Annotated in this window: 15 protein-coding genes and 1 pseudogene; 6 read left to right on the top strand and 10 right to left on the bottom strand. The window is 75.3% G+C overall.

Annotated elements, in window-relative coordinates; genetic code table 11:
* Positions 1-165 (bottom strand): annotated as a pseudogene (locus ACWEN3_RS08820) (aldehyde dehydrogenase (NADP(+))); the annotation flags it as partial.
* Positions 166-316: 151 nt separating this feature from the next.
* Between ACWEN3_RS08820 and ACWEN3_RS08815 the strand changes: the two are divergent.
* The 4 genes from ACWEN3_RS08815 to ACWEN3_RS08800 all read left to right on the top strand — a co-directional run bounded on the left by ACWEN3_RS08815 (position 317) and on the right by ACWEN3_RS08800 (position 3,899).
* The gene (locus tag ACWEN3_RS08815; protein ID WP_452967470.1) at positions 317-1,090 is read left to right on the top strand and encodes an IclR family transcriptional regulator; all 774 of its coding nucleotides are present in this window, start codon (positions 317-319) and stop codon (positions 1,088-1,090) included.
* 197 nt (positions 1,091-1,287) lie between these two features.
* Positions 1,288-1,758 carry a GNAT family N-acetyltransferase gene (locus tag ACWEN3_RS08810; protein WP_452967467.1) on the top strand — a complete coding sequence of 157 codons (471 nt, stop codon included), beginning with the start codon at positions 1,288-1,290 and terminating at the stop codon, positions 1,756-1,758.
* Positions 1,759-1,836: 78 nt separating this feature from the next.
* Positions 1,837-2,787, top strand: a complete 951-nt coding sequence (locus ACWEN3_RS08805; protein ID WP_452967465.1) for a hypothetical protein — start codon at positions 1,837-1,839, stop codon at positions 2,785-2,787.
* Positions 2,784-3,899, top strand: a complete 1,116-nt coding sequence (locus ACWEN3_RS08800; protein ID WP_452967463.1) for a sensor histidine kinase — start codon at positions 2,784-2,786, stop codon at positions 3,897-3,899. The genes ACWEN3_RS08805 and ACWEN3_RS08800 overlap by 4 nt, the downstream gene beginning before the upstream one ends.
* On the opposite strand, the gene ACWEN3_RS08795 is transcribed toward ACWEN3_RS08800, so the two are convergent.
* The 4 genes from ACWEN3_RS08795 to ACWEN3_RS08780 are packed head-to-tail and all read right to left on the bottom strand — an operon-like array spanning position 3,832 to position 8,573.
* Positions 3,832-5,451 carry an SAV_2336 N-terminal domain-related protein gene (locus ACWEN3_RS08795; protein WP_452967460.1) on the bottom strand — a complete coding sequence of 540 codons (1,620 nt, stop codon included), beginning with the start codon at positions 5,449-5,451 and terminating at the stop codon, positions 3,832-3,834. The genes ACWEN3_RS08800 and ACWEN3_RS08795 overlap by 68 nt on opposite strands.
* Positions 5,441-6,475 carry an AAA family ATPase gene (locus tag ACWEN3_RS08790; protein ID WP_452967457.1) on the bottom strand — a complete coding sequence of 345 codons (1,035 nt, stop codon included), beginning with the start codon at positions 6,473-6,475 and terminating at the stop codon, positions 5,441-5,443. The genes ACWEN3_RS08795 and ACWEN3_RS08790 overlap by 11 nt, the downstream gene beginning before the upstream one ends.
* A gap of 32 nt (positions 6,476-6,507) precedes the next feature.
* The gene (locus tag ACWEN3_RS08785) at positions 6,508-8,184 is read right to left on the bottom strand and encodes a VMAP-C domain-containing protein (protein ID WP_452967454.1); all 1,677 of its coding nucleotides are present in this window, start codon (positions 8,182-8,184) and stop codon (positions 6,508-6,510) included.
* Positions 8,184-8,573, bottom strand: a complete 390-nt coding sequence (locus tag ACWEN3_RS08780) for a CU044_2847 family protein (RefSeq protein WP_452967475.1) — start codon at positions 8,571-8,573, stop codon at positions 8,184-8,186. Before ACWEN3_RS08780 ends, ACWEN3_RS08785 begins: the two co-directional genes overlap by 1 nt.
* Before the next feature lie 224 nt (positions 8,574-8,797).
* On the opposite strand from ACWEN3_RS08780, the gene ACWEN3_RS08775 reads away from it, so the two are divergent.
* The gene (locus tag ACWEN3_RS08775; RefSeq protein WP_452967452.1) at positions 8,798-12,433 is read left to right on the top strand and encodes a S8 family serine peptidase; all 3,636 of its coding nucleotides are present in this window, start codon (positions 8,798-8,800) and stop codon (positions 12,431-12,433) included.
* Position 12,434: 1 nt separating this feature from the next.
* Here the strand turns inward: ACWEN3_RS08775 and ACWEN3_RS08770 are convergent, their stop codons facing one another.
* Genes ACWEN3_RS08770 through ACWEN3_RS08755 form a run of 4 tightly spaced genes read right to left on the bottom strand, consistent with a single transcriptional unit; the run spans position 12,435 to position 17,282 of the window.
* On the bottom strand, positions 12,435-14,117 hold the full coding sequence (locus tag ACWEN3_RS08770) for a carboxyl transferase domain-containing protein (protein ID WP_452967449.1): 1,683 nt from the start codon (positions 14,115-14,117) through the stop codon (positions 12,435-12,437).
* On the bottom strand, positions 14,110-15,555 hold the full coding sequence (locus ACWEN3_RS08765) for an acyl-CoA synthetase (RefSeq protein ID WP_452967445.1): 1,446 nt from the start codon (positions 15,553-15,555) through the stop codon (positions 14,110-14,112). Before ACWEN3_RS08765 ends, ACWEN3_RS08770 begins: the two co-directional genes overlap by 8 nt.
* A 39-nt stretch (positions 15,556-15,594) precedes the next feature.
* Positions 15,595-16,200 (bottom strand): O-methyltransferase, encoded by a 606-nt coding sequence (locus ACWEN3_RS08760; protein ID WP_452967442.1) that lies wholly within the window; start codon positions 16,198-16,200, stop codon positions 15,595-15,597.
* A gap of 50 nt (positions 16,201-16,250) precedes the next feature.
* The gene (locus tag ACWEN3_RS08755) at positions 16,251-17,282 is read right to left on the bottom strand and encodes a MerR family transcriptional regulator (RefSeq protein ID WP_452967473.1); all 1,032 of its coding nucleotides are present in this window, start codon (positions 17,280-17,282) and stop codon (positions 16,251-16,253) included.
* Between the two features lie 160 nt (positions 17,283-17,442).
* Here ACWEN3_RS08755 and ACWEN3_RS08750 point away from each other — a divergent pair, with 160 nt between their 5' ends.
* Positions 17,443-18,321, top strand: a complete 879-nt coding sequence (locus ACWEN3_RS08750; protein ID WP_452967440.1) for an ATP-grasp domain-containing protein — start codon at positions 17,443-17,445, stop codon at positions 18,319-18,321.
* A 56-nt stretch (positions 18,322-18,377) separates the two neighbouring features.
* Here ACWEN3_RS08750 and ACWEN3_RS08745 read toward each other — a convergent pair whose 3' ends face one another.
* Positions 18,378-18,935 (bottom strand): hypothetical protein, encoded by a 558-nt coding sequence (locus tag ACWEN3_RS08745; protein ID WP_452967437.1) that lies wholly within the window; start codon positions 18,933-18,935, stop codon positions 18,378-18,380.
* Positions 18,936-18,978 lie beyond the last annotated feature (43 nt).

Here is an 18,978-nt window from a genome sequence, read left to right as displayed (position 1 = left end):
AGAGCGCAGGTTGGCGGAGCGGATCGCGCGGTCGGCGAGGGCGCCGCGCGCGGCGTGGGCCGCCCGGACGGTGGCGTCCACCTCCTGGGCCGTGGCCTCCACCGCAACCTGTTCTCGCTGCTTCCCGGTGCGCGGGTCGACACTCCAGACTGGTGCTGCTGCCACCGCGGGTCCCTCCCAGTAAGGCCGCAAATCACGAGACAACTCGGTCGTCCATCAGTCCGCGTTCGATATACTGAACACCGTCTCTGATGATGAATATGCTGCTCGGAGACTATATATCTCAGGTCCTCGTCGAACGAAGGGGTCAAGTGCGATGACGGCAGTCGAAGCAGGCGGCGGGGCGCAGGTCAAGTCCGCGGTACGGACCGTCGAGCTGCTCGAGTACTTCGCCGGCCGGCCCGGTATGCACTCCCTCGCGGCCGTCCAGGAGGCCGTGGGCTACCCCAAGTCCAGCCTGTACATGCTGCTGCGCACGCTCGTGGAGCTGGGCTGGGTGGAGACGGACGCGACGGGCACGCGGTACGGCATCGGGGTGCGGGCGCTGCTCGTGGGCACGTCGTACATCGACGGCGACGAGGTGGTGGCCGCCGCCCGCCCGACCCTTGACCGGCTCTCCGACGACACCACGGAGACCATCCACCTCGCCCGGCTCGACGGCACCAACGTCGTGTATCTGGCCACCCGGCAGTCCCAGCACTACCTGCGGCCCTTCACCCGCGTCGGGCGCCGGCTGCCGGCCCACTCCACCTCCCTGGGCAAGGCGATCCTCGCCACGTACACCGACGAGCAGGTGCGCAAGCTGCTGCCGGAGACCCTGCCCGGGCTCACCGAGAACACCCTCACCGACCGGGAGAAGCTCATCGAGGAGCTGCACCAGGTGCGGGAGCAGGGCTTCGCGGTCGACCGCGAGGAGAACACGGTGGGGTTGCGCTGCTTCGGCGTGGCGATCCCGTACCGCACCCCCGCCCGCGACGCCGTCAGCTGCTCGGTGCCGGTGGCCCGGCTGACCCCGGCCCACGAACAGATGATCAAGGACGCCCTGTTCGACGCCCGCGACCGCCTGACCCTGGCCACCCGCAGACTCTGACCACGCCACACCCCCGTCCACCGGGCCGCCGAATCCACGGCCCGGCGGCGGTGGGTCTCCCGACGAGGACGCGAAGTCGCTACGCGCACCCACAGCCCCACGGGCATGGCGTCGCGGATCACAGGTGGGCGCGCGCGTCGCCGACGTGGTCGTGTCCCAGGTGGTCCGGGGTGGTGGGCGTCGTAGGGTCGGTAGTCATGGAGATCGCGTTGCGGATGGTGGAGGACGAGGATCTGCCGGTGTTCTTTCGGCAGATGACCGACCCGGAGGCGGTCCGGATGGCCGCGTTCGGCCCGAAGGATCCGGCCGACCCGGACGCCTTCGAGGCCCGCTGGAAACGCATCCGCGCCTCCTCGGACGTACTGCGCACGGTGCTGGCCGACGGACGGGTGGCGGGCAGCGCGGCGGTCTACGGGGAGCCCGGCGAGCGCGAGGTGACGTACTGGATCGACCGCGCGTACTGGGGCCGGGGCGTGGCGACGGCCGCCCTCGGCGCGCTGCTCGCCGAGGTCCCCGAACGCCCGCTGTACGCGCGGGCGGCGGCCGACAACGCCGCCTCGCTGCGCGTCCTGGCCAAATGCGGCTTCCGCGAGTCCGTCCGCGTCCGGGGGTTCGCCAACGGGCGGGGCCACGAGATCGACGAGGTCGTGCTCATCCTGGACGCCTGAGCGCCTCCCCCGCGCGGCGGAGCCGGATCGTCGGGCCGCAGGAGGTGAACGCCCCCGGCCGCACGGGAGCGTTGGGGCATGACCTACTCGAGCGCTCCCGCGGCGCCCGCCGTCGCCGTCGCCGTCGGCGCCCGGCGCCGCGTGCTCCGGTGGATCGCCGACGGCGCCTGTCTGCCGTACCGGTCGCTCAAGATCGCCTGGATCGCCGGGAGTCACCTCGGCATCCCGGACGGCAGCCCGCTGCTGGAGCACCGGCTGACCCTGGCGCTCGTCAACGGCCTCACCGTGCTGATGGACGCGGCCGTGGTCGTCCTGGCGCAGCTGCTGACCCGGCCCTGGGGGCGGCGGGTGCCCACCCTGCCGCTCGTGGTGCCGATGTGGTGCGCCACGGGGCTGCTCACGCCCATCATGGTGGGCTTCCCGCTGCAACTCGCCCTCGGCGGCGGTGGCGGAGGCGGCGGAGACGAGTCGTTCCTCGCCGAGTGGGTCTTCGGGGTGGTGTACGGCGGGTTCATCGTCCAGGGGCTGGCGCTGGGCGCGCTCTTCGCCGGCTACGCGCGCGACCGCTGGGGCCGCCTGTGGCGGGGGCGGGTGCGGGAGCTGCCCGTCCCGGGCGCGGCGGACGCGAGACGGCCGACGGCCGTGGCGGCGGCGCTCATCGCCCTGGTCCCGGCAGGGGTGCGGCTGCTGCGGGCCTGCGGAGCCACGGCCGGGGTGGGCCGAAGCGGCGACCCTCGCATGGAGGTCGTCCTCGCCCTCTTCCTCGCCGCCGCCGTCACCGGCGCCTGGCAGCTCGCCTTCCGCCGGGGCCGGACCCTGCCGGTCGCCGTGCCGCTGGCGCTGGCCTGGACCGGCTCCGCGGCCGTGGCCTGCTGGGGCGGCTGGGTGTCGCTCGCCGGGCTGGTGACCGGCGAGAGGCCGACGCCGCTGCTGGGCCTCACCTACGCTGGGCAGATGATCGTCGGCTTCCTCGTGGCGGCCCTCACGGTCCGCCTCCTCGCCGAGCGGTCCGCCAAGGGCACGCCGTGACAAGGGCGTTGGGCCTGCTGTTCGGAGGTCGGGCGCGCCGCCGCTGGATCCATCTGATCCTGGGCGGCGCGCTCGCCATGCCGTACGTCCTCGTCGGCTCGGTGGTCCTCGGACCGCTCACCGGCGTGAACGACGTGTTCAGCTCCCTCCCCCTCCAACTGGGCTCGTTCGGCGTCGGCTTGCCGCTCGCCGCGGTCACCTCGCTCTTCCCGCTGACCCGTCCGCTGGAGTCGGCCGCCGCCCGCGCACTGTGCGGGATCGACGGGGACGCCCTCGCGCACGGTCCGGCGCGCACCCGGGCCGAACGGGTGCGCACGGCCGCCTGGTTCACGCTCCACCTGGGGTTCGGCGGGATCCTCTCGGGCATGTCGCTGGCCGTGCCGCCGTTCGCGGTGGTGCTGATCGTGCTGCCGGTGTTCGCCGGGCTGCGCGACTCCCGGCTCGGCCTGCCCGAAGTGCTCTGGCACGGCTGGGCGTTGGCGCTCGCCCCGGTCGCGGGCCTGGCCATGCTGCTGGCGCTCGCCGCGTGTGCCGCCGGCTGCGCGGCCCTGCTGGCCCGCTGGGCGCCGGCCCTGCTCGGGCCCACCCCGCAGGACCTGCTGGCCGCCGCCGAGGCCCGCGCCGCCGACCTCGCGGTCCGCAACCGGCTCGCCCGCGAGCTGCACGACTCCGTCGGCCACGCCCTGAGCGCGGTCACCCTCCAGGCGAGCGCCGCCCGCCGCCTCCTGGACAGCGACCCGGAGTTCGTCCGCGAGGCGCTCGCCGCGATCGAGGACACCACCCGCCGCACGGTCGGCGAACTCGACGCCGTACTCGGTGTGCTGCGGGACGGCGACGGTCCGGGCACGGCGCCCGCGCCGACGCTCGCGGCCGACCTGGAGGGGCTGCTGAGCCGCACCCGGGCCGCCGGGCAGCCGGTGACGGCCACCGTCGGCACCGACCCCGCCGCCCTGCCGCCGCTGGTCTCCCGGGAGGCGTACCGGATCGTGCAGGAGGGCCTGAGCAACGCCCTCAGACACGCGGGCGAGCCGGTCTCCGTGCGGATCACCACCGCCCCGCGAACAGCCTTCCGTCGGCGGCCGCCGCCAGCCGCCGCACGCTGTCCTGGCTGACCGTGGCGAACGGATCGCCCTCCACGGCCGTCCCCGCGCCCCGCGCTGAGGGCACCGACGCCCGGAACTCACCGGGTGCCCGTGCCGCCCTCCGGTCGATGAACTCGCCCATGCGCCCGAGGAGTTCGGTGGTGCGGTTGCGGGCGGTGCGGGGCAGGCCGAGCAGGAGCAGTTCGCGAACGCCGTCCCGGAAGGCGTAGGAGTCGGGCGGCCCGCCCGGGACGGTGGTGAGCATGCCGCTGAGGATGACCTCGGCCAGGTGCTGGGGGCGCGGATCCGGCTCGACGGCGGCCTGGACCAGGCGCATCACCGGCAGGTCCGGCCGCCCCAGCGCGAGATGGCCGGCCAGCCGGAACGCCTCGGGCGAGGCGGCCGCCCGGAACCGCAGCACCAGTTCCCCGGCGGACAGCAGGCCGACGTCCGTACGGTCCTCGGCGTCCGCCGGCAGGGGACGGCCCAACTCGGCGACTGCGGCCGGGAACTCGGCTCCGCCCGGGGTCGAGAGCAGCGCGGCCCAGTGCGCCAGCCACCGCGGCTCCGGCTCCAGCACGGGCAGGTGGACCGCGCCGCCGGTATCGGCGGACTCCCGGGGCTCGGGCTCCGCCGGCTCCTCGGGCCGCTCGTAGGGGGTGAAGACGAGCGCCGCCGTGGGGGCCGCGGGGTACGGGGCCGACAGGCGGCCGGGGGTGGCGGGCAGGGCCGTGTCCCGCCACAGGTGCTCCGGGAGCGGCTGTACGACGGCCAGGGGCATCCGGCGCGCCCAGCGGTGCAGGGTGGCGTACCAGAGGGTGCCCGCGGGGCCCTCCCGCCACTGCGGGCCCATGCAGTCGCTGATCAGGAGGGTGACGGTACGGCCGTCGGCGGTGTCGTGCGCGTCGGGGCCGCGCACGCGGCCGTCGGCGGTGGCGCGGTACAGGGCGACCGTGCGGAAGGCGCCCGACTGGGCCAGGGCCGTGTGCAGCTCGCGGACCAGGGGCCGCCAGACCGGCATGGTGGGGCCGGCGTCGTACACCAGGTTCAGGCGCAGCCAGCGCTCCCGCGCGGGTCGCATCACCGGCAGCCACCACTCGGGGGACGCGCCGAGGCGGGCGATGCGGTCGGCGGTCGCCCGCTCGTCCAGCTCGTGGCCCACGGGCGCGTCGATGCGGCGCTTGAGCGGGCGCAGCGAGCGCTGCAGCGCGAGCGGGTGGCGCAGCATCGGGGGCGCCGGGGCCAGCAGCGTGGTGTGGGGCCGGCCCGCCGCCGGGGCGGGACGGCGGGAGGGCAGGTGCAGGGGGACGCGGGCGGGCGGTTCGGGAGCCGGGGCGGGCTCCCGGCCGGGCGCCTCGTCCCGGTCCGGTGGGAGCGGAGGCGGGTGCGGGTGCGCCGCCTCCCGCTCCGGGAGTCCGCGCCCGGAGGTCGCGTCGCCGGTGCCGTCGGGGCCCATCTGACGGGCCAGCCACAGCAGTTCGGCCAGTTCGAGCGGGGTCGGCCGGGCTCCCCGGGTCGCCTCGGCCAGGATGTCCGCCAGGCGGGCCAGGGGATCCCGGGGGCCCGGGCGTTCAGAAGACATCGGACTCGGCGGCCGGCCCCAGGTACGGCATCAGCTGTTCGGCCAGCCGGTCGAGGGACTCGGCGTCCAGGTCGACCGAGCGAGCCAGGTAGATCGCGTTGAGGAGCTGGTCGGTGGCCAGGTCGCCGACGCCCGTACGGGACAGGAAGCGGTCGATCAGGGTCCGCGCGTACGCGTCGGGTTCGCCCAGGTGGGCGCGGACGATCCCGGCGAGGTGCCGGTCGTCCGGCTGGCGCAGATGCAGCGTGACGCAGCGGCGCAGGAACGCGGGCGGGAACTCGCGCTCGCCGTTGCTGGTGAGGACGACGAAGGGGAAGGACCGGCAGCGGATCCGGCCGCGGGCCACCGGGACCCGCTCCTCGGTGCCGTCGACCAGCACCTCGGCGACGCCGTCCGGTGCGCCCCGGGACGCGCGCACCAGCTCGGGGATCTCGTACTGGCCCTCCTCCAGCACGTTCAGCAGGTCGTTGGGCAGGTCGAGGTCGCTCTTGTCGATCTCGTCGATGAGCAGGGCGCGCGGGCGGGTGTACGGCAGCAGGGCGGTGCCGAGGGGGCCCAGGCGCAGATGGTGCTCGACGCCCGACTCGTCGGCCGTGTCCTCGGCCCGGTCCTGCCGGACGGCCTGGTGCCGGGCCGCGTACAGCCGCGAGAGCGGGTCGTACTGGTAGAGGCCGTCGTGGAGCGTGCTGCGGCTGGTGATGTTCCAGCGCAGCACCGGGCCGAGCCGCAGCTCGCGGGCGACGGCGTACACGAGCGAGGACTTCCCCGTGCCCGGCGGCCCGGTGACCAGCAGCGGACGGCGCAGATACAGGGCCGCGTTGACCAGTTGGACCGTCTGCTCCGTGGCCTGGTACGTCTCGGCGCGGTGCATGCGGTCCGGGGAGACGGCCGGGACGCCGGCGGCCGCGTCCGGCGCGTCGAGCACCGGCCCGCCGTCGAAGGCCCGCCAGGGCGGTGGCGGGGGCAGCTTCGTGATGCCGTCGTGCGGCTCGTTCGTACCGGTGTAGACGGGCCACAGGGGCATGGGTTCTTCTTCTCCGTGGGGGGCGCGGTCGGTCAGTCGACGGGTGAGCGCAGGCTCGCGGCGGGCTCGGGGAAGCAGCGTGGATCGTCCCAGAGCAGTTGCAGGTCTCTCGCCCAGTGCAGGTCCGGCTCGTCGTCGGCGTCCGCGGTCAGCCGTAAAGCCATGATGTGGCGCGGGAGTTCGGCGAGCGGTACGCCGGCGACCGCCGTGGAGAGCCGGTCCAGGAACGCGCTGCCGGGGCAGGACGGATCCGGGTGCCCGGCACCGGGACAGCCGGTCCGGGACCACAGCAGGACCGGTACGGGGACGTTGAGACCGACCTCGAAGTGCCGGCGTGCCGCCGCGGGCGGGGCCGCGAAGCCCGCCAGCCCGGCCTCGCCGTCCCACAGCCGCTTGCGCAGGCTGGGCGGCCGCTCCTGGGTGCCGCACTCGACACGGTGCACCTCGACGCCGCGCCCGGAGTCCAGCCGCTGCCACTTCTTGCGCAGCTGGTGACGCAGCCGGCCGCTGTGGTGGCGCGCGCGGTCGGTCACCACCAGGGGATAGGCGCACCCCAGGGGCGTGCTGTCGTCCGCGCCGCACTCCCAGTGCGCCACCGCTTCGTTGAGCCACTCGCGCGGCAGGACGAACGTCACCAGCTCGTCTGCGTCCGGGGCGAGGTGGGCGACGGCCTCGTCGATGCGGCCCTGGACGTAGGCCCGCACGCCGGTCCGCGGCAGCCGGCGCGTGCCCACCGGCCGGCGCTGCCCGTCGCGGTACGCGGACACCTCCACGGTCACCTGGTCTAGCCCGGCGCCGCTGTGATCGATCTCGACGACGACCGGCGACCAGGCCGACGTGGCGGGGGAGTCCGGTGGCCGGGCCGGGCCCGAGTCCAGCAGGTCCCGCAGCCGGCCGGTGAACCGGCTCACCGCCCCCGGGTCCGGCACCTCCCACTGCACATACGCGGCGGCCGCCCACAGGGAGGTGAAGCCGCCCGGCGGCAGGGGCGGCCCGAAGGCGCCCACCGCGTCCACGTACAGCCGGTTCGGATCGCACTCCCGGCCGTCGCCCGCGGCCCGCCGCAGCAGCGCGTACAGCTGCCGGCGAGCGTCGTCCCGGTGGCCGGGGGTGGGCACCAGCTCGCCCAGCTCGGGCCAGTACCGGGCCATCACGTCCAGGGGCAGCATCCGGCCCTTGCGCACCTCGGGCGTGCCCGAGGCCGCGGTGACCATGCCGACCACCCTGCCGTCGGGCAGGGTCGCCGCCGCCCCGCTGAATCCGGCCACGAGCGGTTGCCCATGGCCGTTCCAGGCGACCAGTTCCAGCCACTCGTCGGCGATCAACTGGCCCGAAACGGCCTGGTACTCGGCGAGCGTGCCCTCGTCGTAGCCCTCGGGGAAGCCGTAGGCGACCAGTTTGGGGTACGGCTCGGTGCAGGCGGTGTCGGGCGGCGCGAAGCCGGCCGGGACCAGGGGGACGTCGTCGTCGAGCTGGAGCACGGCGATGTCGCCGGGGTCGGTGGCGTCCCCCGCCCAGCCGCCGTGGGCGACGACCGACGCGGGCAGCTCGCCCAGTTCCCTGGCGTGCGGGAAGACGACGGTCACCGCCGCCCGGTCGCTCCCCCGGACGACATGGGCACAGGTGAGCACCCGGCGGCCGGCGACGAGGAAGCCGGCCCCCACCTCGTTGCCACAGTGGATCCGGGCGTGCCAGGCGGCGCTGTTCATCAGCGGTCGGCGGGCTCCGGGTCCGGCGCGGTCTGCCCCGGCACGGTCCGGCCGGGCGTGTCCGGCGCCGACGGCGGTTCGGGGGACCAGCTGAGCTTGACGACCAGGTGGCCCTCCGTCGACCCCTTCGCGATGACGGCGCCGGCCTCCGCGGACATCCGCACGCCGAACTCGATCTCCACCGCGTCGGGACGCAGGCTCCCGTCCCGGAAGACCCGCAGCGCGGCCGAGGCCGCCGCCCGCACGCCCTCCAGCGCTCCCTCGAAGGTGCGCGTCGCCAGCGCAGGCCCGTCGCCGCGCGAGACGAGGCGGGTGCCGGATCTGGTGGCGACGTCCTCCACCACCACGAGCGCGCCGTCCTCCGTCGTGAACTCCACCAGCCCGTCCATGGCCACGTCCGCTCCCCCTCGTACCCGACTCGTGTCCAACTCCTATGTTACGGACGGTGCTTCGGGTGTCACATCGTTGGCGGCGGACGGTGGGCGCCCGCCGGGATTGGCGAGAACCCGCCACTGCGCCAACCCGCCACGTCCGGTCAACTGCCCTGTCGTACATACCACCTGACACTCGTTACGGCACGCGACACGCTCGACACACACGAGAAGAGGCGTGGATGACCACAGGACCAGTCAGACGCGGGGCGGCACTGCTGGTGGCGGCACTGCTGGTGGCGGCGCTGGTGGGCGCCCTGGTGCCGGCCGGGCCGGCGGCGGCCCGCACCGCCCCGGCCCCGCACCCTCCCGGTTCCAGCGCCACCGCCACCACCGTCACCCTCGTCACCGGCGACAAGGTCACCGTCACCGGCCTCGGGCGCGGGAAGCGGACGGTCACCGTCGAGCGGCCCCCGGGCGCCACCGGCGCCGTGCGCACACAGTCGAGCAACGGCGACCTCACCGTCGTGCCCGACGAGGCGCTGCCGTATCTGCGGGCCGGGACGCTCGACCGGCGGCTGTTCGACGTGAGCGGGCTGATCCGGCAGGGGCTCACCGACGCGAGGACGGACGCGCTGCCGCTGATCGTGACCTACGACAGGGGCGCCCGGGCCGTCGCCCCGGCCGGCACCGAACGGGCCCGCGGCCTGCCCAGCCTGCGCGGGGCCGCCCTGGAGGCCGGCCGGGGAAGCGCCTTCTGGCGGTCGTTCACCCACGGCGACGGGATCGGCAAGGTCTGGCTCGACGGCCGGGTGCGGGCCGACATGGCCGAGAGCAACGCCCAGATCGGCACGCAGGCCGCCTGGGACGCGGGGCTGACCGGCAAGGGCGTCACCGTCGCCGTCCTCGACACGGGCGTCGACCTGAGCCACCCGGACCTGAAGGACCGGGTGAGCGAGACGAAGAGCTTCGTCGACGGCGAGGACGTCGCCGACCGCGACGGGCACGGCACCCACGTCACCTCCACCGTCGGCGGCAGCGGTGCCGCCTCCGACGGCAGGGAGAAGGGGGTCGCGCCGGACGCGACGCTCGCCGTGGGCAAGGTGCTCGGCGACCAGGGCTCGGGCAGCGAGTCCCAGATCATCGCCGGCATGGAGTGGGCGGCACGGGACGTGCACGCCCGTGTCGTCTCCATGAGCCTCGGCTCCACCGACCCGAGCGACGGCACCGACCCGATGGCGCAGGCGGTGGACACCCTCTCGAAGGAGACGGGCGCGCTCTTCGTCGTGGCCGCCGGGAACACCGGCTCCCCGTCCTCCATCGGCTCGCCCGGCGCCGCCGACGCGGCCCTCACCGTCGGCGCGGTCGACTCCGCCGACCAGGCGGCCTGGTTCACCAGCGCCGGACCCCGCCACGGCGACAACGCCCTCAAGCCCGACCTCGCCGCCCCCGGCGTCGACATCCTCGCCGCCCGCTCCCAACTCGTCCCCGGCAGCGGCTACTACACCTCCATGAGCGGCACCTCCATGGCGACCCCGCATGTCGCCGGGGTGGCCGCCCTGCTCGCCGAGGAGCACCCCGGCTGGACCGGCGCCCAGCTGAAGGACGCGCTGATGTCCACCTCCAAGCGGCTCGACGCCTCCGCCTACACCCTGGGCGCCGGACGCGTCAGCGTGCCGGACGCGGTGAAGGCCGCCGTCACCGCCACCGGCAGCGCCGACCTCGGCTTCTACAGCTGGCCGTACGACGCGGACAAGCCGGTCACCAGGACCCTCACCTACGCCAACTCGTCCGATCACGACGTGCGGCTGAAGCTGTCCGTCCAGGGCGCCCCGGACGGCGTCGCCACCCTCGCCGACCCGGAACTCACCGTCCCCGCCCACGGCTCCGCGTCCACCACCGTCACCGGCGACGGCTCCAAGGCCCCGGTCGGCGGGACGAGCGGCCAGATCCTCGCCGTGGACGACTCCGGCAGCACGCTCGCGCACACCGTGTTCGGGCTGGTCAAGGAGGACGAGCGGTACACGCTCACCGTGCACGTCAAGGACCGCGCCGGGGCGCCCGCCGCCGCCGACCTCACCGTGCAGCGGCTCGCCGCCGGCGAGGACGCCCAGCCGGCCCACGTCGGCGACTCCGGAACCCTCAGGCTCCGCCTGAAGCCGGGCACCTACGCCCTCGCCTCCTTCCTCGACGTGCGCGGCGGCCACGGCGCCGACTCCCTCGGGCTCGGCTTCCTCTCCGCGCCCGAGATCACCCTCGACCGCGACCGCGAAGTGACCCTGGACGGACGCCGGCTGCGCGAGATCGAGGCACGGGTGGACAGACGCACCGAGACCCACCAGCTCCTCATGGAGTACGACCGGAACGCGGGCGGCGCCGACCTGTTCGGCGCGGTCCAGGTCCCCCTCGCCTACGACAGCGTCTTCGCCGCGCCCACCCCGAAGGTCACCCGGGGCGCCTTCGAGTACCGCACCGTGTGGCGGCTGGCCAGGCCCCAGCTGGAGGTCGGCGGCGTGGGCGAGGCGACCGTCCAGCCGGGCGGCACGCTCATTGAGGGCCGCACGAAGCTGCCGCTGGTGGACGTCGGCGACGGCCCCATGACCTCGGTGTCCGGCAAGGCGGTGCTGGCGCACCTCGCCGACGGCGCCGACCCGGCCGCGCTCGCCCAGGCCGCGCAGGACGCGGGGGCCAGGGCGCTGTTCGTCACGGACGACGCCCCCGGCCGGCTGATGGCCTGGTGGGGCACGGAGGACAACGCCGACCGCCCCCTGCAGATCGCCACGGTGAACCAGGCCGACGCGGCCCGGCTGCGCGCGAAGAAGATCGTCGACATGACCGGCACCCGCGACTCGCCGTACGTGTACGACCTGTCCGAGGGCCACCGGGGCGCCGTCCCGGACCGGGACCTCACCTACGCGCCCACGTCCCGTGAACTCGCCGCCGTGCGCGTCGCGTTCCACGCCGCGCAGCCGGTGAGCGGCGACGAGTTCCGTTACTCGATCACCGGTGCCTTCCCCGTCGGCCTCGGCTTCCAGGAGCGCGTCGACCTGCCCGCCGAGCGCACCGACTACGTCTCCACCGGCCCCGGCCAGCTGTGGCACGAGTCCGTCACCGCCCGCGACGGCGCCCTGGAGGAGCGCAGCGGCCTGGTGCGCTACACCGGCGGCACGCACCCGGCGCTGCACTGGTTCCGGCCGGTGTGGCACCCGTGGCTCGGCACCGGGCTCGGCTGGGGCCAGCAACGCTCGGGGAACCAGATCCAGTTGAACACCCCGGGCTGGGGCGACTCCGGTCCCGACCACACCGGCTTCGGCGACGTGTGGAGCAGGGACAGCGGCATGAGCCAGACCACCGCCGCCTACCTGGACGGCACCCTCGTCGACGAGCGCACCGGCTCCGCCGCCTACGTGTGGGACGCGCCCGCCGACGAGCACACCTACACGGTGGTCACGGACACCGCCCTCGACCCGGCCCACTGGAAGCCGGCCACCCAGGGGCACACCGAGTGGACCTTCCGCTCGGCGGCCACCCCGGAGGACCACTGGACCTGTCTGCCGCTGATCAACCTCGCCTTCGGCATCGACACCGACCTCGCCGGCTCCGTGCGCGGCGGCCGGCGCGTACCGGTCACGCTCGGCGCGCGGTACGTGGCCGGCGCCGCCGGCACCGGCACCCTCGGCGGCGGCCGGCTGGAGGTGTCGTACGACGAGGGCACGACCTGGCGGCCGGTCCGGCTCACCGGCGGCCCCGGAGCGTCCTGGCGGGGCACGCTGGACGTGCCCCGCACCGCGTCCTCCCTCTCGCTGCGGGCCTCGGCCCACGACGACCGGGGCGGCTCGGCGACCCAGCGGATCATCCGGGCGGCCGGGGTGAACTGACCTACGGCCGGGGGAGGTTCGTGGGATCATCGGGGCCCGCCGGGTCCACGATGCCGCGGACCACCCCCAGCTCCACCAGGTCCTGCGGCCGGATGCGCAGCTGGCCGGCGGTCGCCTCGACCTGCTCCGGCGGCCGTTTCAGGATGGCCGCCGCGAGCTCCGGGGCGATCACCGAGAAGTAACTGTCCGGCGTGGCCCAGGTGTTGCCGGGCGCGGCCAGCGCGAGCGCCCCGCCGGAGCCGCCCTCGCCGATGAGGAGCGCGGTGACCGGCACCCGGGCGGCGGCTATCGCCCCGAACACCTCCGCGATCGCCGCCCCGGCGCCCTGCCGTTCGGCCTCCGCGTCGTTCGCGGCACCCGGGGTGTCCACCAGGGTCAGCACCGGGATGCCGAGCCGGTCCGCCAGCCGGATCAGCCGCGCGGCGGTCCGGTACCCGGCGGGCCGGGTCGCCGTCCCGGTCTGCGCGGCGTAGGCGACGGTACGGCCGTCGTGCTCCCCGAAACCGCAGAGCATCCCCGCGGGGTCGGTGCCCCCGCACCGGTCGCCTTCGATGCGCACCCGACGGGCGAAGTAGGTGTCCAAGTAGGCCCGCGCACGCGGACGCCCGGCATCCCGCGCCCGCCGAACAGCCTCCCACCCGCTCCCCACCACCCCACCGCCCCCGAGAGCACCCGGCACGGGGGCCGGTTCCGGGCGGCGGGCGTGCGCGGGGGTGGGGGTGACGGTCGGTGAGCCGGTGGGGGCGGGGGCGCGTGTGGTGGGGGCGCCGGTGGTGGGAGTGGTCGGCGATGTGCCGGTGGCCGGGGGCGTGCCGCCGTCGGTGGCTTGGTCTGGGTGCTGGGTGGGCGTGACGGTCGGTGAGCCGGTGGGCTCGGATGTGCCGGCGGTGGGGGCGGTCGGCGGTGTGTCCGACGGGGCGGTCGCGGTCGTCGGTGTGCCCGCCTGGGCGCTCGTGGTCGGTGGTGCGGTCTCGGGCGGCGATGTTTCCCGGTGTGTCGGTGCCGGTGGGCCGGACAGCAAGTGGAGCCAGGTACCCAGGAGTTCCTTCAGGTCGTCCGCCGGGACCACCGCGTCCGCCGAGCCCGCCGCCACCTGGGCCTCCGCGGTGTAGGCGGTGGGGTCGGCGTCGGGTGGGCGGACGCGGGAGCCGGCGAAGCCCACCTGGGCGTCCGGCAGGGCGAGGACGACGTCGGCGCCCGCGCCGAGCGTGGCCCAGCCGCCACCGGTGGTCGGATCCCGCAGCACCGCGATCTGCGGCAGCCCCGCCTCCCTCGTGAGCGCCGACTGCCGCGCCACCCGCTGGAGCTGGGTCAGCGCGATCATGCCCTCCTGCATCCGGCTTCCCCCGGTCGCGATCAACGGCACGACGGGCAGCCGGTGTTCACGGGCGTGCGCGTACGCCGCCTCCAGCCGGTCCCCGGTGCGTTTGCCCAGGGAGCCGCCGAGGAAGCCGAACTCGAACGCGATCAGCACGGCCCGGGTGCCCGCCACGGTCGCGGTGCCGCAGACCACCGACTCCGCCTCGCCGGTGCGCCCGGCGGCACGGGCCCGCGCGGCGTCGTACCCCTGCCAGCGGAGGGGCCCGTCCGGCCCGGACTCCCGCTCGGGAACAGGCAGTTCGGCGAAGCTCCCGGCGTCCGCGACGAGCGCCAGTACCTCCCGCGCCGAGCGCCGCTCAGGCATCGGCCAGCGCCCGCTTCATGATCTTCCCCATGTCGTTGCGGGGCAGCGCGTCCAGGTAGCGGACGACCCGAGGACGCTTGTGCGGGGCGAGCCGCCGGGCCACGTGATCGGCCAGCTCGGCGGCGGCGGGGGGCGCCTGCGGATCCGCCGGGACGATCCACGCCACGATCCGCTCGCCCAGGTCCGCGTCCGGCTCCCCGGTGACCGCCGCCTCGCGCACCCCGGGATGTTCCAGCAGCGCGTTCTCGATCTCACCCGCCCCGATCTTGTAACCGCCGCTCTTGATCAGGTCGGTGGCCTTGCGGCCCACGATCCGCACGTACCCGTCGGCCTCCCGCACGGCCATGTCCCCGGTGCGGAACCAGCCGTCGGCGGTGAACGCGGCGGCCGTCGCGTCGGGGCGGTTCAGGTACTCGGTGAACAGGTTCGGGCCGCGCACCTGGATCTCGCCGACGCTCTCCCCGTCGTACGCGGTGATCTCCGCACCGTCCTCCTCCACCAGCCGCAGCTCCACGCCCGGCAGCGGCACCCCGACCGTCCCGGCCCGGGCCTCGCCGTCGGTGCGCACACTCGTGTTCATGAGCGTCTCGGTCATGCCGTACCGCTCGATCACCCGGCGCCCGGTGGCCGCCGCGATCCGCTCGTGGTCGTGCACGGGCAGCGCGGCCGAGCCCGAGACCAGCAGCCGGGCCCCGCCGAGCGCCTTCGCCAGCCCCGGGTCGGAGGGCAGCGCCTCGGCGACGCGGTGGTACATCGTCGGCACGCCGAACAGCATGGTCGCGCCGTCGGCCAGCTCCCGGGCCACGCCCTCGGTGGAGAACCGCCCCAGGTGCCGCACCGAGCCGCCGCGCCGCAGCGGGCCGAGGACGCCCAGCACGAGCCCGTGCACATGGAACAGCGGCAGCCCGTGCACCAGCACGTCCGCCTCCGTCCACCGCCAGGCGTCGGCGAGCGCGTCCAGGGTCGCGGCCAGCGCCCGGCGCGGGATCACGGCGCCCTTGGGCGGGCCGGTGGTGCCGGAGGTGTAGACGATCAGCGCCGGATCGCCGTCCTCGGTCCGTTCCTCGGGCGCGGTCCCCGCGGCGGACGCGTCGACGTCGGTCCGCGGCAAGTCGGCCAGCGCGGCGGGCAGTTCGGCGCCGGGAGCGGCGAGCACGAGCGACGGCGCGCTGTCGGAGAGGATGTGCGCCAGCTCCTTCTCGCCCGACCTGGGGTTCAGCGGCACCGCGGCCACCCCGGCGAGCAGCGCGCCCGTGACGGCGACGGCGGTCTCCAGCTCGGGCGTCGCCCACACGGCGACCCGGCCGAGGCCCCGCAGCCGCACGGCGAGCGCGCCCGCCGCACCCGCCAGCGCGCCGTACGTCAACGACCGTTCGCCGAACCGCAGGGCGACCCGCTCGCGCGGACCGTCCACCAGGGCGGGAAAGAGGGAGGACACGCGGCGCACTCCTTGGGTCTCGGGGACGTCAGCACCTTCCTACACCAGGAGTCTCGTCCCCACGACCGTGCTCAGGTCGGGCGCCAGACGCAATTCGGCCGCCCGCAGCGCGGGATGCTCCAGCCAGTGCAGCCGGGCCCGGTCGACCTCGCCCTCGTGCAGCGGCGGCCAGCCGGTCGCCGGCGTGAAGTCGTCGACGACGACCGTCCCGCCCGGGACGAGCAGCCGCTCCACCGCGGCCGGCCGGTCCGCGGCCGCCTTGCCCTGCCCGCCCCCGTCCAGGACGAGCAGGTCGAACGGCCCGTACTCCTCGATCCGCCGCCAGTCGCCGGTGAGCACGGTGACGTCGGCGTGGCCCGCGAACACGTCCCGGGCGAGGCGCGCCCGCGCGGGGTCCCGCTCGACGCCGTACACCCGCACCCCGGGCCCCGCCCCCGACAGCAGCCACGCCAGCCCGACCCCCAGCCCGCTGCCGGTCTCCCCGATCCGCCCCCGCGCCCCGCCCGCCAGCGCGTGCAGCAGACGGCCCTGTTCGGGGCGGCAGGAGTGCGGGAAGCGGTGGGCGCGGGCGGCGGCGAGGGCGCGCCGGACGAGGGGCGGGAGGCCGTCGACGCCGGTGTACGCGTCGGTACCGAAAGTCGCCATGCCCGTTTCTACCGGAAGCGCCGGGCCGCGAGGGGCGACTTCCGCCCGGCCTACCCGAGGGGAACGGTTGTGCGGGTCGGAGCCACCACGTCGGCGACCACACAGCTCACGTTGTCGGGCCCGCCCGCCGCGTTCGCCTCGCCGATCAAGGCCCCCACCACGCGCTCGGGGGCCGGCTCCGCTCCCAGCAGCTCCCTGATCCGCTCGTCGGGGACCACCTCGGTGAGCCCGTCGGAGCACAGCAGATACCGGTCGCCCTCCCGGGTCTCCTGCAACCGCAGGTCCGGCACCGGGTCCGCCCCGCCGGTCAGGGCCTTGAGCAGCAGCAGCGACCGCGGCTCCACCCGGTGGTCCTGGGTGATCCGGTACAGCTCGCCGTCGCGCAGCAGATACGCCCGCGAGTCCCCGATATGGGCCAGGGCCAGCCGGGACCCCGTCCACAGCAGCGCCGTCAGCGTGGTGCCGACGTCGCAGGTCCCGCCGGCCAGCTCGTGTACGGCCGCGCCCGCGGAGCGCACCGCGTCCTCGAGCACGCCCAGCACCCCGTCCGCGGGCAGTTCCCCGGCCTCGTCCAGGAAGCGCAGCGCCTCCACCGCCGCGCTGCTCGCGGGCAGCCCCGCCGGGCCGAACCCGTCGGCGACGGCGAGCAGCCTGCGGCCCGCGTACACCGTGTCCTGGTTGGCCGGGCGCACCTGCCCGCGGTCGGAGCGGGCGGAATAACGAAGTTCCAGCATGGTGGGTTCCCTTCTCGACTCGCCGGTCAGCTGGTCGACGAGGAACGCGGCGAGATCCCGCCGTACGGCCGTCTCGGCCTCGACGCGGGCCCAGAACGCCCGTATCTCCCGGGCGGCCCGCGCCGGGTCCAGGGCGCACACCGCGCGGATCTCGGCGAGCGGCATGCCGAGCCGCCGCAGCCAGGCCACGAGCCGGGCCTGCGCCAACTGCGCGGTCGCGTAGTAGCGGTAGCCGGTGTCCGGGTCGACCCGGGCGGGCCGCAGCAGGTCCAGCTCGTCGTACAGCCGCAGCGCCTTCGGCGACAGCCGGCTCACCCTGGCGAACGCCCCGATGGTCAGCAGCTCCATACCCACCTCGCGTCTCTCGTCGTCCGCCACCGATGCTGGGGCCTCCCCGAAGGTGAAGGTCAATCGGGCTGTTCCGGTTCCGCGGAGGATTGTTAGCCTCACCGGTGATCGAACCTTCGATCGAACGCCGATCGCATCGTCGTACGACAGGGAGTCCGCCGTGCCCCGCATCGCCCTCGCGACCTACGACCCCGGAGCCGAGCCCGGCAAGGATGTCGACCTGCCGGTGCTGGTGCGGGCGCTCCGGGACGCCGGTGCGGGGGCGGAGGCCCGGTACTGGGACGACCCGGACGCGGACTGGGGCGGCTACGACCTGGTGGTCATCCGCTCGACCTGGGACTACAGCTGGCGCGCCGATGAGTTCGCGGCCTGGGTGGAGCGGGTGGGGCGGGCGACCCGCGTCGCCAATCCGGCCGACGTCGTGCGCTGGAACACCGACAAGCGGTACCTGGGGGAGCTGGCGGCGGCCGGAGTGCCCACCGTGCCCACGCGCTACATCGCCCCGGGCGAGCCGGCCGCCCTCCCGGCCGACCACGAGTACGTGATCAAGCCGACCTCCGGCGCGGGCGCCCGGTTCGCCGCCCGGTACACGCCCGCCGAGCACGACACGGCGGTACGGCAGCTCGCGCGGATGCACGCGGAGGGCTTCACCGCGATGGTGCAGCCGTACGTCGCGGGCATCGACGTCACCGGGGAGCGGGCGCTGCAGTTCTTCGGCGGCCGGCTGCTGCACGCGAGCCGCAAGGGGGCCGTGCTGTCGCCCGGTACGCCGTACGACGCCGACAAGGTCGCCCACCCCGGCCTGGTGCCCTGGCGGCCGACGGAGGCGGAACTCGCCGTCGCCGAGAAGGCGCTGGCGGCCGTGCCCGGCACAACCGCGCCGCTCTACGCCCGCGTGGACCTGGTGGACGGGGCGGACGGCGCGCCCCGCCTGATGGAACTGGAACTGGTGGAGCCCAACCTCTTCCTCTGGCTGCACCCGGACTCCGTGCCCCGGGTCGCGCAGGCGATCCTCGCGGCGGCGGACACCCCCTGGTGATCCCGGCCGCGCCGGAGGCGGAGCGCACCCCGCTGCGGCTGCCGGGCTGACGCAGGTCAGGTGACGACGGCCGTCCGCTGGAGCAGGCCCCAGGTGAACTCGGCGACCACCTCGTGCCGCCCGCCGTCCCGGCCGGGCGCCGTGAAGGCGAGGCCCCAGCGGGTGGGCGCCGTGCCCTCCAGCGGGCGGGCGGGGGCGAAGGCGCGGGCGGCCTCGTCCACCGTGCAGGACCAGGGGGTGAGGTCCTCCAGGCTGCGCAGCTCCGGGGCGGGCGCGCCCGGAGCGCGTACCAGCCACTCGTTCCACACGCCCCCGTCCGGCCCGACCAGCACCTCGAAGCGCAGGTCGGGCCAGAGGGGCAGGGCCCAGCGCCGGGCCTCGCAGTCGACGTCGCCCAGCCGGCGCGGCAGTACGGACTCGGGCTCGCCGAGGACCGAGCGGTACCGGGCGGCGGCTGACCGGGACCTGGGGGAGCGGACCATCGCCTGCCACCGCTTGTTGGTCTCCCGCATGTCCGCGATCGACGCGCCGAGGCGCCGCCGGGCGTCCTCGGCCAGATCCGGGTTGTGGTCGGCCATGCGGCGCAGGAGCACCAGCTGGAAGTCGAGATTCATGACCTCAATGGTGCCGAGCGCGTTCCCGGACCATTGCCCGCGC

The organism is Streptomyces sp. NPDC004561, assembly GCF_053602155.1.
This window is presented reverse-complemented; position numbering and strand designations above follow the sequence as displayed.